Consider the following 12,231-nt stretch of genomic DNA (forward strand, 5'->3'; position numbering starts at 1 on the left):
GTACCGTCCTCACGTATTACTGGTGCGGAGAGGGACTTCTATGGCCCAGAGACAATTTTCAGCGCCTGATTCAGGCCTGAGGGGGTGCGACCGCTTGTGGCGGACTATTTCGAAGCAATGACGGGAGCGGACTCCTCGACAGCATTGACGACAATGTCATGCTCGGAATAACGATCTTCGGAGTTTACAACACCATCAGCAGACCACGTGTGACCGTCAACGTAGGCCGTCTTTTCGGCGCCCACGTGACGACGTGACTGGATGATGAAGAGAACGATACCGAGAGCAACAGTCAACAGGGCGCCCCAGACATTCACGCGCAGCCCGAGAATCACTTCGCTGGGGTCGATGCGAATCGACTCAAACCACACTCGGCCGATTCCGTACCAAATCATGTACAGCGCCCAGACCTTGCCCCACTGCAAACGGACAGGGCCGGTGGGTGCGAAGACGGGAACGGTGAGACCGAGAACGTGCTTCTTGACGAAGCCGTACTGGCGCTCCATGGTGAGCAGGAAAACGATGCCCACGACATTCCAAATCATTTCGTAGAGGAACGTTGGGTGGAACAGCGTGCCGGCGGGAAGCCCCACCGGAATGGCCGAGTTGCCGGCATCGATCTGCAGGCCCCAGGGCAACGCCGTCGGCTGCCCGAAGAGCTCCTGGTTGAAGTAGTTACCGAGGCGACCAATGGCCTGAGCCAAAAGCATGGCGGGAGCCAGGGCATCCGCAAAGCTCCAGAAACGGATACCAGTGAGGCGGGCGCCAATGTAGGCACCAACAGCGCCACCGATGAGCGACCCGAAGATGGCGTTGCCGCCGTTCCAGATGCGGATAATCTCCCACGGGTCTGCACCCTCGTAGAAGTAATCGCCAGGGTGAGTCGCGACGTGGTACAGACGAGCACCGACGAGACCGAGCGGCACCGCCCAAATGATGATGTCAATGACGACTCCGGGTTCGGCGCCGTGACGTGTGAGGCGACGTTCGGTGAGCATCGTCGCCGCGATGATTCCGAGCAGGATGCAAATCGCGTACGTGTGGATCTGGACTGCTTGACCGAAGTCGAGGCCGACAGCACTGAACCACTGATCGAACGGGATCGTAACAAGCGTCGACCACGAGTCAGGTGGGCTCGGGATACTGAGGGGCACTAATGACAAGGAGGTCACCTTTCTGGACTGCGACTAAGCAAGAGTACCGGTCGCGAGTGACGCTGCAGTCTTCGCGACAGCATCCACCCCACCGGTCGACAAAGCACTGACGAACACTGAACCGACAATTGCACCGTCGGCGTAGGTAAGAACCTCACGGACCTGTTCGGCAGTAGAGATACCTAGACCGACGCAGGCGCTGGTGGAGCTAGCGTCACGCAGACGTGCAACGAGAGTCTTAGCTGCAGCGTCAACGTCGGAACGTGCGCCCGTGATTCCCATCGTGGAGACGGCGTAAACAAACCCGGTGCTTGCTTCGACCGCACGAACGAGGCGCGCATCGCTCGACGACGGAGCCGCGAGGAACACTCGGTCGAGACCCGTGCGCTCGGATGCAGCGATCCAGTCAGCCGCTTCGTCACTCACGAGGTCAGGCGTAATGATTCCAGACCCGCCGGCAGCCTTGAGCTCATCGGCGAAACGATCGACGCCGTACTGCATGATCGGATTCCAGTAGCTCATTAGGACAACCGGTGCCGATACGCGAGAGGTAATCTCGCGAACCGCATCAAAGCCGTCGTGAAGGCGGAAGCCATTCGACAACGCGGTCTGCGTTGCTTTCTGGATCGCGGGACCGTCCATGACCGGGTCAGAGTAGGGCAGGCCGAGTTCGATAACATCGACGCCATTCTCCGCCATTGCGACTGCGGCCTCGATGCTCTCGGCAACGGTCGGGAAACCGACGGGCAAGTAACCGATGAGGGCTCCGCCACGTTCCGCGTTGGCGCGAGCAATCGCTGCTTCTACTGCGCTCACGGCTACTCCCCTGCCTTGCTGGCTTCGGCTGAATCAATCAATTCGAAATACTCGGCCGCTGTTTCCATGTCTTTGTCTCCGCGACCGCTGAGGTTCACGAGGATGACCGACTCTGGGCCCAAGTGCTTGCCGAGCTTGATTGCTCCGGCCAACGCGTGCGCAGACTCAATAGCGGGGATGATTCCCTCGGTGCGGCTCAACAGCCGCAGAGCCTCCATCGCCTCGGCATCGGTGATCGGGTCGTAATTGGCGCGCCCAATGTCTTTGAGCCACGAATGCTCGGGGCCCACTCCGGGATAGTCGAGCCCTGCCGAGATCGAATGCGATTCAACAGTCTGGCCTTCGTCATCCTGCAGCATGTAGCTGCGAGCACCGTGCAGAACACCGGGGCGTCCCTTAGTGAGCGTGGCAGCGTGACGCTCGGTCAAGTGCCCTTCGCCGGCTGCTTCGTAGCCGTAGAGGGCCACATCGGTGTCGTCGAGGAAGGCGTGGAAGATTCCCATCGCGTTGCTACCGCCACCCACGCACGCGGCGACCGCGGTCGGCAGTGCTCCGGTGAGTTCGAGAACCTGCTTGCGCGCCTCATCACCGATGACACGGTGGAAATCCCGCACCATCACGGGGAAGGGATGAGGGCCGGCAACGGTGCCCATGAGGTAGTGGGTGTCTTCAACGTTGGCAACCCAGTCGCGCAATCCCTCGTTGATTGCGTCCTTCAGCGTGCGCGAGCCTGCCGTAACGGGGATTACTTCTGCGCCCAGGAGGCGCATGCGCGCGACGTTGAGCGCTTGGCGCTCAGTGTCGACCTCGCCCATGTACACGACGCACGACATTCCGAAGAGTGCGGCTGCAGTGGCCGTGGCGACACCATGTTGACCGGCGCCGGTCTCCGCGATCAGTCGTGTCTTGCCCAAGCGACGGGCTAGCAGCGCCTGACCGAGAACGTTGTTGATCTTGTGCGAACCCGTGTGGTTGAGATCTTCACGCTTGAGAATGATCCGAGCGCCACCAGCGTGTTCCGCAAAACGCGGGACCTCAGTGATGATCGAAGGACGGCCCGTGTAACTCGCGTGGAGCTCAGCAAGCTCGGCAGCAAACTCCGGGTCGTTCTTGGCTTCGTTGTACGCGGCATCCAACTCATCGAGCGCAGCAATCAGCGATTCTGGAACGAATCGCCCGCCGAACTCACCGAAGTAGGGGCCCAGTTCATCTTTCAGCATTAGCAGTCCAAAAAGTCTTGCAAAGTGGCGATCGGGTCGCCCGTGACGAGTGCTTCGCCCACGAGAACCACATCCGCTCCCGCGTTACGGTAATGCGCAACGTCTGCGGCGGTCTTCACTGCCGACTCTGCGATGCGGATAACTCCGCTAGGAATCTGGTCAGCGAGTTCGCCGAACAGATTTTGGTCAAGTTCAAACGTGCTCAAGTTGCGAGCGTTGACTCCCACGAGGCTCGCTCCCACATCGAGGGCCCGAGAAACTTCTTCTGCTGAGTGTGTTTCCACCAGCGGAGTCATACCGAGCTGCACGATGAGGTTGTAGAGCGTGGTCAATGTAGGTTGATCCAGCGCCGCAACGATTAACAGAACGAGGTCAGCACCGGCGGCTCGAGCCTCAAAGACTTGATACGGCTCGGCGATGAAGTCCTTACGCAATACGGGAAGCCGCACTACAGACTTCACCGTGATCAAGTCATCGAGCGAACCGCCGAAACGGCGCTGTTCGGTGAGCACACTAATCGCGCTCGCTCCCCCGGTTTGGTACGAGGTCGCGAGCGACGCAGGATCGGTGATCTCCGCGAGGGCACCGCGAGACGGACTCGATCGCTTGATTTCAGCGATGATGTGCACACGCTCGCGAGGAGACAGCGCTTCAAGAGCATCCAGCGCCGGAGCAGCATCAGCCGCAGCGCGCTCTATAGCGGCGAGACTGACGGACTCGCGACGGACGGCGGCGTCTTCCAGCGCGCCGTCAACTAAATCGGAGAGCACTCTAGCTGTGCGTCTTGGGGGTGAGCTTGTCGCCACCCACGCCATAGCCGAGGCGCTTGAGCACCTGACCGACGATTAGCCCGACGACAACCAGTCCCGCCGACGCGAAGACGAGCCACGCGATGTTGAACCAAAAAGCGAGCGTTCCGATCGTGAACGCGACCAACATGATCACTACAGCGGTCCATGCCGCCGGGGAGTTTCCGTGGCCGGGGTCATTATCAGTACTCATCAGGCTCCATCCTTTGCTGATCTTAAATTGTAGCGGGAGTAAGCCGCTTGGCGTTGCCAATCAGAGCTCTGTCGGGTCGATTCCACGACTTTGGGCATCCCACTGCGACGCGGGGTCATCCGCGACTACGGCGGTTGCTCGGTCGTACTTTTTCGTAGCGGTCGGCCACCGATGAGCGGAGATCGTTGCAAGCAACCCCACAATGACAATGAGTGCCCCTGCCACGAGCGCAGTGTACGACCACATGCTGCCCTCAATCAGGACGATAAGCGCCCGTACAGAATCAATGCCGCTGATGCCCGTGGACTCGGTCACCAGTTCGGACGAGGCCAAAGCAGGGTCGGCGAGGGTCGACTGACTCACGACGACAATGGCCACGCCTACCGCCGCGGCCATGACACCAAGAATCCGTCGCACAAGCACCGACGCGATACTGAGAGCAGCAACCAGCGCGAATACGGAAAGTGCGAGCGTAGCCAGCGCACCGGCGGCATCGCTGCCGAGCACCTCGACTGTGACGGCATCCGGGAGCGTGATTGTGAACCACCGCTGGGTCCACGTGAGCATCACCAGAGCGGCGAGAAGTACGAGCCCCGCGAGAACTACTGTTCGAGACCGCTTGCCGTTCATGAACTCAACTGTGTCATCGCATTAGCGACTGCAACAGCACGCAACGGCGCTGCAGCCTTATTCTGCGCTTCTTGGTGCTCCGCAGCGGGATCTGAATCCGCAACGAGACCGGCACCAGCCTGCACCCGAGCCATACCGTCAACAATCGTGACTGTACGGATAGCAATCGCCAGGTCGGCGTCGCCGGCGAAGTCGAAGTAACCCACGACTCCCCCGTACACACCGCGCTGGGCGGGTTCGAGCTCGTCGATGATCTCTAGCGCGCGAGGCTTGGGAGCGCCCGACAGAGTGCCAGCGGGGAAGGTCGCGCGGAATACGTCTACCGCGGTCGCTTCAGGGCGCAGATCGCCTTCTACCGACGACACAAGGTGCATGATGTGGCTGAAGCGCTCGACCTGCATGAACTCGGTTACCGCGACCGTGCCGGGAGTGCAGACCTTCAGGAGGTCGTTACGGGCAAGGTCGACAAGCATGAGGTGCTCGGCGCGCTCTTTAGTGTCAGCGAGCAATTCTTCAGCGAGTTCAAGATCACGCTCGGTGTCACTGCCCCGCGGACGCGAACCCGCGATCGGATGCATGTGCACACGCTTTTGGCTGACCTTGACGAGCGCCTCAGGGCTCGCGCCCACGATCGAGTACGGTCGCCCGTCCACATCGACTAGTGAGAGCAGATACATGTATGGCGACGGGTTCAGAGTGCGCAGAACCCGGTATACGTCGAGGGGTGTCGCCGAGACCTCGTGGTCGAAACGTTGAGAGATCACGACCTGAAAGACATCGCCATCACGAATAAATTCTTTGGACTTCTCGATGGCTGTTGCGTACTCGGCAGGAGTGGTGCGCGGCGCGGGCTGCGGCTCGATCTCGATATCGACATCGGCCAAGAAGGCCTCCGTCGGCTGAGCTAGGCCCGCTTGGAGAGAATCGAGACGCGATTGCGTTTCGGCCCACATTTCGTCGGCAGACTGGTGAGCATCGTTGAGCGCGGTCGAGATGAGCAATACCGTGCCGAACCGGTGGTCGAGAACCACGAGATCGGATACAAAGCTGAGCGCTTGGCTCGGTACCTCGAAGTCAGCGGGAGGGGCATCCGGGAGGTTCTCGAGCTCACGAACGGCTTCCCAGCCGACGAAGCCGACGAGACCGCCGGTCAACGGAGGGTGGCCCTCAACGCGCGGAGTCTTCCAGCGCTCATTGAGATGCGCGAGTGCTTCGAGCGGAGCCGTCGGGCAATCGTCGCCCAGAATTCGCTCTCGCGGCATCCCGTAGTCGATCCACTCGACGCCATGCTCGTGCTGCGTGAGCACACCAAAGCTCGCGACGCCGACGAACGAGAAGCGTGCCCAAATGCCGCCCTGACCTGCTGATTCGAGCAAGAAAGTGCCCGGATTGGCTTTCGCCAACTTGCGGTAAACCCCGACCGGAGTCTCGCCATCAGCGAAGAGTTGGCGGATGACCGGAACGACTCGGTGGCCGGCAGCGACGAGCTGATCGAACTCTTCGCGAGTGGTGGTGCTATTCATCAGAGAATCCTTGGCGGGGAACGAGCGGATCTACTTCGAAACAGGAGTGAGTGCCGGTGTGGCACGCGGGGCCGATCTGCTCAACGCCCACGAGCAGCGCATCACGGTCGCAGTCCAGGGCCGCAGTGCGCACGTACTGGCGGTGTCCACTCGTGTCGCCCTTGCGCCAGAGTTCCTGACGGCTGCGGCTGTAGAACGTTACTCGCCCCTCAGTGAGGGTTCGCGTGAGAGCTTCGGCATTCATGTAACCCAACATGAGTACTTCCTTGGTGTCCCACTGCTGGATGATTGCCGGCAGCAAGCCATCGGCAGCGAACTGAGCTCGTTCCAGCACGTCGTTCACGGTCTCGAGAGTGAGTTCATCGCTCATCGTGTAACCAATCCATGACTGTTGAGTGAAGCCTTGACATCGCCAACCGTCAACTGACGGCTGTGGAAGACGGATGCTGCAAGTACGGCATCCGCCCCCGCATCGATGGCCGGAGCAAAATGCTCGACCTTGCCGGCTCCACCACTGGCGATAACCGGCACTGTGGCGAATTCACTGATAGCGGAGACGAGTTCGAGGTCGAACCCTTCTTTCGTTCCGTCAGCATCGATCGAGTTGACGAGCAACTCTCCGGCGCCACGCTCCATAGCTTCACGGGCCCATTCGAGCGCATCGCGATCAGTTTCGGTGCGGCCACCGTGCGTTGTGACAATCCAGCCGTCTCCGCGACGCTTGATGTCGAGGCTGAGCACGAGCACCTGAGCACCGAAGCGGTGGGCAATGTCGTCAATCAGTTGAGGGCGAGCCAGTGCGGCGCTGTTGACGCCCACCTTGTCGGCACCGTGGGCCAACAGCTTCGACACATCGTCAGGCTGGCGAACCCCGCCACCGACGGTGAGCGGAATGAAGATTTGCTCGGCAGCGGAACGCACTACCTCGTACATCGTGGCGCGGCCTTCGACCGTTGCCGTCACATCGAGGAAGGTGACCTCGTCGGCCCCCTGCTCGTAGTAAAGACGCGCGAGAGACACTGGATCTCCAGCGTCACGAAGATCCTTGAAGTTGACACCTTTGACCACGCGACCGTCGGCGACATCGAGACACGGAATGACCCGTACAGCGACCGTCATTACTAAATCCTCGCTGCGTGAATCGCGCTGACCAGAATGGCCCGCGCGCCGACAGCGTGCAGTTCGTCCATGACCTGGTTGGTATCAACCCGGTGGACCATCGAACGCACAGCAACCCAAGCGGGGTCTTGGAGCGGAGAAACCGTGGGGCTTTCGATGCCCGGGGTGACCTTCGTTGCCGCTTCGAGAAGCGCCACCGGAACGTCATAGTCGATCAACACGTACTGGCGAGCGACAAGCACACCCTGCAGGCGACGCTGAAGCGTTGCGCTGCCCTCGACATCCTTGCCCGAACTGATCAACACAGCGGTCGAGTCGAGGATGACGGGGCCGAAAATCTCGAGGCCCTGAGCGCGAAGTGTCGAGCCGGTCGACACGACGTCGGCCACAGCATCCGCTACTCCGAGTCGGATCGCGGACTCCACGGCGCCGTCGAGGCTCACGAGCTCTGCCGTGACGCCGTGACGCTCAAGGAATGCTCCAACGAGGCCGGCATAGCTCGTGGCCACCCGCACTCCGTTGAGGTCGGAAAGTTCGTTGAACCGCCCAGGCTCCCCCGCGAAACGGAACGTCGAGTCACCGAAGTTAAGGCTCGCGATCTCCACCGCCGGTGATCCCGAGTCCAAGAGGAGGTCTCGACCAGTGATCCCTACGTCGAGGGCGCCCGAGCCCACGTAGGTGGCGATGTCGCGGGGGCGGAGGTAGAAAAACTCCACGCCATTGCGGTCATCGCGAACGTTCAAGGCGCGCGGATCGCGTCGCCCCGTGTAGCCCGCTTCGTAGAGCATTTCGGAAGCGATCTCACTCAGTGAACCCTTGTTGGGCACTGCAACTCTTAACATGTCAGCTCTCAGTCATTTGGTGCGAAAAGTGGTCGTGGGCACATCAAAGATGTCGCCACACGTCCTCCGGGCTGAGCCCTTTAGCAACCATCAGAACCTGAAGGTGGTAGATGAGTTGGGAGATCTCTTCTGCGGTCTCTTCGTCCGACTGGTACTCGGCTGCCATCCATACTTCGGCAGCCTCTTCCACAATCTTCTTGCCGATCGAATGCACTCCGGCATCCCACAGGGCAACCGAACCAGAGTCGGCCGGACGTTCTACCGCTTTGCGGCTTAGTTCAGCAAAAAGTGCGTCGAAGTCTTTCACACGTCAAGGGTACCGCCCCAGAGGGCGGTCCCTTGCCGCATGACTTGAACGAGGTGTGACTAGTTCGTGCCGAGCAGGTCGATCACGAAGGTCAAGGTGCGTCCGGAGAGCTGGTGACCAGCACCGGCGGGACCGTACGCGAGGTGCGGCGGGCAGATGAGCTGGCGACGGCCGCCCACCTTCATGCCGGGAATTCCCTCTTGCCAACCACTAATGAGTGCCATGAGCGGGAAGTTGATGGACTCGCCGCGGCTCCACGAGGAGTCAAACTCTTCGAGAGTCTCAAAGTCGACGCCCAAGTAGTGCACGTCAACCGTGGAACCAGCAGTTGCCTCCGCACCGGTTCCCTCTTCGATGTCAATGATGACGAGCTCAGTGGGCGCAGGGCCCTCGTAGAACTCGACCTCTGGCTTAGTTTTTCCTGAATCAGTCATTGGACTAGTCAACCAGATGGACCCGGATGCCCGGCTCAGCGCCCCGCGAAATATGGCCGTGTTCGCTGTGAGCGGCACGCTGTGGGCAGCACGCTGTGGGCAGCACGCTGTTCGCGTATTCGCTTGCCGCGCCTGAGCGTGGGCGGCCGAACGCTTCACCACGCCGTTTACTGAACGTTAGTGAGCGTGACGGTGCGCACTAGCCTTCTCGCGCAGTTCTGACACCCGCAGTGACGGGTCGTCGCCGCGGTAGACGGAAGAACCAGCAACGAAAGTATCAGCCCCGGCCGCTGCCGCGATCTCGATCGTGCGCTCGTCGACTCCGCCGTCGACCTGAAGCCAGACATCGAGCCCGCGCTTGTCGACGAGTTCACGAAGCTGGGTGAGCTTGGGCATCGTCTCCTCCATGAAGCTTTGGCCACCAAAACCCGGCTCGACCGTCATCACGAGCACCTGGTCGAACTCCTCGAGCAGCTCGAGATACGGCTCAATCGGAGTACCGGGCTTAACCGCGATGCCGGCACGAGCGCCTTTCGCCCGCAGCGTGCGGGCTAGGCCCACAGCATCCGAAGCAGCCTCGGCGTGGAAAGTAACGCCATAGGCGCCAAGGTCGGCGTAGTCCGGCGCCCAGCGTTCAGGATCAGTGATCATCAAATGCACATCGAGCGGGATCGTGGAGACCTGCTGAATGCGCTCCGTCATCTGGAGACCAAACGTCAAGTTCGGCACAAAGTGATTGTCCATGATGTCGACATGGACGAGGTCAGCGTTCGATATCTTGGCGATATCGCGTTCAAGATTGACGAAATCCGCCGCCAAAATACTGGGGTTGATGCGTACAGACATAACCGAGACCTCTCTAAGCGTCAGCTTTGACAAGCAGTTGGATGAACATGGCGTCAGTTCCGTGACGGTGCGGCCACAACTGAACGTGGGTTGCTTCGGGCAGGTCAAGCTCTGCCTTGGAGAACCCCTGCACCACCGCAGGAGTGTCCATTTTGGTCACTCCCTCGACCTTACGCAGCACCGACCCGACGATCGCTTTGGTTTCAGCGGCGTGCGGCGAGCACGTGACGTACACCAAAACACCGCCCGGCTTCAACGCCGTGAGCGCCGATTTCAGCAGCGCCGTCTGAATAGCGCCGAGCTGCGCGACATCGCCGGGCTGTTTGCGCCAGCGAGCCTCGGGACGACGACGAAGTGCACCGAGACCGGTGCACGGCGCGTCGAGCAAGATGCGGTCGAACTGATTCGGGAACTCTTCGCCGATCTCTACGCCATCCTTTTCCCACACCTCGGGCGGAGCGTCGAATACGGCCAGAGCATTGCGGACAAGCTTGGCTCGAGCCGGAACAAGTTCGTTGGCCGTGAGCGTCGCTCCGCCCTGCAGGGCTTCAGCGGCGAGCAAGGCGGCCTTGCCGCCGGGGCCTGCGCACATGTCGAGCCATGACTCCCCCGCCTCGACGGGGCGAGCGCGGCTGAGGGCGAGCGCGGCGATTTGGGAGCCTTCGTCTTGCACGCGGGCGCGGCCGGAGGCGATTGCAGCGTTCTTGGCCGGGTCACCTTCGCGGAGTGCGCCACCGATCGGCGAGTACTCGGATGGAGTGACGTCGATGTCGGCCGCATCCGAGAAACCGGGCAACGCCGCAACCGACACCCGAGCGGGCACGTTGTCGGCGGCCAACAGACCTTCGAGTTCAGCTTCGCGCCCCTCGGCAACGAGAACCTGGCGGAATGCCCGAGTGACCCACAGCGGATGCGAGTACGCCAGCGCAAGAGCTTCTTCGCCAGAGCCCGCAGCACCAATCACACGCTCGCGCCAGGTCTCGGCATCGTGCTTCGTGATAGCGCGCAGCACCGCGTTGACAAAGCCGACCGCTGAACGAGAACCAATGGTCTTGGCCAGCCGTACCGACTCATCGACGGCCGCGTGAGACGGCACACGCATCGACAGGAGTTGGTGGGTCGCAAGACGCAGAACATCGAGCACCGGTGGATCAATCTTCGACACCGCGCGACCAGCCGCTTGTGCGATCACTGCATCGTAATAACCCTGCATGCGCAGCGTGCCGTACGTGAGCTCGGTCGCGAGGCCGGCATCGGCACTCGACAATTTGGCTCGGTCGAGGTGAACGGGCAAGAGCAGGTTGGCGTACGCATCCGACTCGCGCACCGCCATGATGACGTCGAGCGCTACCCGACGGGCTGACTGTGCGTAGCTCACGAAGCCACCACCTCTGATTCTGAATTCAGGCCACGCCACCAGGCTGCGGCATCCATTGCTTTGCGTCCCTCGGGATGGACCCGGAGAAGTTCTAGGGGGTCGGTTGCCGTGCCGACCAAGACTTTCTTACCGGCAAATTCGAAGTGGCCGGGGGCAAGTGAGGGGGTGTCACGCGCAATCGCTGCTTCGAGCACCTTGAGACGGCTGCCATCAATTGACGTCGATGCGCCGGGCTCGGGCGTGACACCACGAATGCGGTTGTGTACTGACTGCGCGGGCTCAGTCCAGTCGATGCGACCATCGTCGAGCGCGAGCTTCGGAGCCAACGTCACCTCACCAACCTGCGGTTCAGCATGAGCTGTACCGGCAGCAAGCGAGTCGACAACCTCCGAAAGCAGCGCGGCACCAGACAGCGACAATTGCTGCAACAGCGAACCCGCAGTTTGCTGGGCGCCGATCGGCTCGGTCATTGTGGCGAAGATGTCGCCCGCGTCGAGTTGCTCGACGAGTTGAAACACTGTCGCGCCCGACACAGTATCCCCGGCCATAATCGCGCGCTGCACGGGGGCAGCACCGCGCCACTGCGGCAACAGCGAGAAATGGAGGTTGATCCAGCCGAGTCGAGGAATCGTAAGAACGTTTGCGGGCACCAACCCGCCGTAAGCGACGATCACACCAAGATCGACGTGAAGATCGTCGATGGCGGATGCCGCAGCCGCGTCGAGCCGGTTGGCACGAATCACGCTCACCGCAGCCTCGTGCGCGCGAGCCGCCACCGGCGTGGGGGTCATCACGCGGCGTCGCCCCTGGGGTGAATCGGTGCGCGTGAGCACTCCGGCTACCTCGTGCTCGGAATTCAGCAGCGCGTCGAGACTGGGAACAGCTACCTCGGGGCTACCGGCAAAAAGGAGTCGCAAGGAAGTCATCCACCAATTGTCTCGTGAAATCGCGCAAAGGTGC

Annotated in this window: 15 protein-coding genes; all 15 read right to left on the reverse strand. The window is 61.2% G+C overall.

What is annotated here, in order from left to right:
- Positions 1-104: 104 nt before the first annotated feature.
- Positions 105-1,163 carry a prolipoprotein diacylglyceryl transferase gene (lgt, locus tag ACWTV3_RS01460; protein WP_498476522.1) on the reverse strand — a complete coding sequence of 353 codons (1,059 nt, stop codon included), beginning with the start codon at positions 1,161-1,163 and terminating at the stop codon, positions 105-107.
- Positions 1,164-1,187: 24 nt separating this feature from the next.
- The gene (gene trpA, locus ACWTV3_RS01465; RefSeq protein ID WP_498476523.1) at positions 1,188-1,970 is read right to left on the reverse strand and encodes a tryptophan synthase subunit alpha; all 783 of its coding nucleotides are present in this window, start codon (positions 1,968-1,970) and stop codon (positions 1,188-1,190) included.
- 2 nt (positions 1,971-1,972) lie between these two features.
- The gene (gene trpB, locus ACWTV3_RS01470; RefSeq protein WP_498476524.1) at positions 1,973-3,190 is read right to left on the reverse strand and encodes a tryptophan synthase subunit beta; all 1,218 of its coding nucleotides are present in this window, start codon (positions 3,188-3,190) and stop codon (positions 1,973-1,975) included.
- Positions 3,190-3,960, reverse strand: a complete 771-nt coding sequence (trpC, locus tag ACWTV3_RS01475) for an indole-3-glycerol phosphate synthase TrpC (protein ID WP_498476525.1) — start codon at positions 3,958-3,960, stop codon at positions 3,190-3,192. Before trpC ends, trpB begins: the two co-directional genes overlap by 1 nt.
- A 1-nt stretch (position 3,961) precedes the next feature.
- Complete coding sequence (locus tag ACWTV3_RS01480; RefSeq protein WP_100388952.1) at positions 3,962-4,192, reverse strand: DUF6704 family protein; 231 nt, start codon at positions 4,190-4,192, stop codon at positions 3,962-3,964.
- A 60-nt stretch (positions 4,193-4,252) separates the two neighbouring features.
- Positions 4,253-4,822 (reverse strand): Trp biosynthesis-associated membrane protein, encoded by a 570-nt coding sequence (locus tag ACWTV3_RS01485; RefSeq protein ID WP_498476526.1) that lies wholly within the window; start codon positions 4,820-4,822, stop codon positions 4,253-4,255.
- Positions 4,819-6,345, reverse strand: coding sequence for an anthranilate synthase component I (locus ACWTV3_RS01490; RefSeq protein ID WP_498476527.1), 1,527 nt, complete (start codon positions 6,343-6,345; stop codon positions 4,819-4,821). Before ACWTV3_RS01490 ends, ACWTV3_RS01485 begins: the two co-directional genes overlap by 4 nt.
- Entirely contained in the window at positions 6,338-6,715 is a 378-nt protein-coding gene (gene hisI, locus ACWTV3_RS01495; RefSeq protein WP_100388949.1) for a phosphoribosyl-AMP cyclohydrolase, read from the reverse strand. Before hisI ends, ACWTV3_RS01490 begins: the two co-directional genes overlap by 8 nt.
- Positions 6,712-7,464 carry an imidazole glycerol phosphate synthase subunit HisF gene (gene hisF, locus ACWTV3_RS01500; RefSeq protein ID WP_100388948.1) on the reverse strand — a complete coding sequence of 251 codons (753 nt, stop codon included), beginning with the start codon at positions 7,462-7,464 and terminating at the stop codon, positions 6,712-6,714. The genes hisI and hisF overlap by 4 nt, the downstream gene beginning before the upstream one ends.
- 2 nt (positions 7,465-7,466) lie before the next feature.
- Complete coding sequence (gene hisG / locus ACWTV3_RS01505) at positions 7,467-8,306, reverse strand: ATP phosphoribosyltransferase (protein ID WP_498476528.1); 840 nt, start codon at positions 8,304-8,306, stop codon at positions 7,467-7,469.
- A gap of 43 nt (positions 8,307-8,349) precedes the next feature.
- Entirely contained in the window at positions 8,350-8,613 is a 264-nt protein-coding gene (locus tag ACWTV3_RS01510; protein ID WP_486175013.1) for a phosphoribosyl-ATP diphosphatase, read from the reverse strand.
- Positions 8,614-8,672: 59 nt separating this feature from the next.
- A complete protein-coding gene (locus tag ACWTV3_RS01515) occupies positions 8,673-9,047 on the reverse strand; it encodes an FKBP-type peptidyl-prolyl cis-trans isomerase (protein WP_100388945.1) in 375 nt (124 codons plus the stop codon).
- A gap of 177 nt (positions 9,048-9,224) precedes the next feature.
- Positions 9,225-9,893, reverse strand: coding sequence for a ribulose-phosphate 3-epimerase (rpe, locus tag ACWTV3_RS01520; RefSeq protein WP_498476530.1), 669 nt, complete (start codon positions 9,891-9,893; stop codon positions 9,225-9,227).
- Positions 9,894-9,906: 13 nt separating this feature from the next.
- Positions 9,907-11,271: an RsmB/NOP family class I SAM-dependent RNA methyltransferase gene (locus ACWTV3_RS01525; protein ID WP_498476531.1), complete on the reverse strand. Its 1,365-nt coding sequence runs from the start codon at positions 11,269-11,271 to the stop codon at positions 9,907-9,909.
- On the reverse strand, positions 11,268-12,188 hold the full coding sequence (fmt, locus tag ACWTV3_RS01530; RefSeq protein WP_498477925.1) for a methionyl-tRNA formyltransferase: 921 nt from the start codon (positions 12,186-12,188) through the stop codon (positions 11,268-11,270). Before fmt ends, ACWTV3_RS01525 begins: the two co-directional genes overlap by 4 nt.
- Positions 12,189-12,231 lie beyond the last annotated feature (43 nt).

This window comes from Salinibacterium sp. AL4.1, from assembly GCF_059767305.1.

Coding starts and splice junctions, on each gene's coding strand:
- trpB (WP_498476524.1), bottom strand. CDS start 3,190: ATGCTGAAAGATGAACTGGGCCCCTACTTCGGTGAGTTCGGCGGGCGA.
- hisI (WP_100388949.1), bottom strand. CDS start 6,715: ATGAGCGATGAACTCACTCTCGAGACCGTGAACGACGTGCTGGAACGA.
- ACWTV3_RS01485 (WP_498476526.1), bottom strand. CDS start 4,822: ATGAACGGCAAGCGGTCTCGAACAGTAGTTCTCGCGGGGCTCGTACTT.
- ACWTV3_RS01480 (WP_100388952.1), bottom strand. CDS start 4,192: ATGAGTACTGATAATGACCCCGGCCACGGAAACTCCCCGGCGGCATGG.
- ACWTV3_RS01490 (WP_498476527.1), bottom strand. CDS start 6,345: ATGAATAGCACCACCACTCGCGAAGAGTTCGATCAGCTCGTCGCTGCC.
- ACWTV3_RS01515 (WP_100388945.1), bottom strand. CDS start 9,047: ATGACTGATTCAGGAAAAACTAAGCCAGAGGTCGAGTTCTACGAGGGC.
- rpe (WP_498476530.1), bottom strand. CDS start 9,893: ATGTCTGTACGCATCAACCCCAGTATTTTGGCGGCGGATTTCGTCAAT.
- hisF (WP_100388948.1), bottom strand. CDS start 7,464: ATGACGGTCGCTGTACGGGTCATTCCGTGTCTCGATGTCGCCGACGGT.
- hisG (WP_498476528.1), bottom strand. CDS start 8,306: ATGTTAAGAGTTGCAGTGCCCAACAAGGGTTCACTGAGTGAGATCGCT.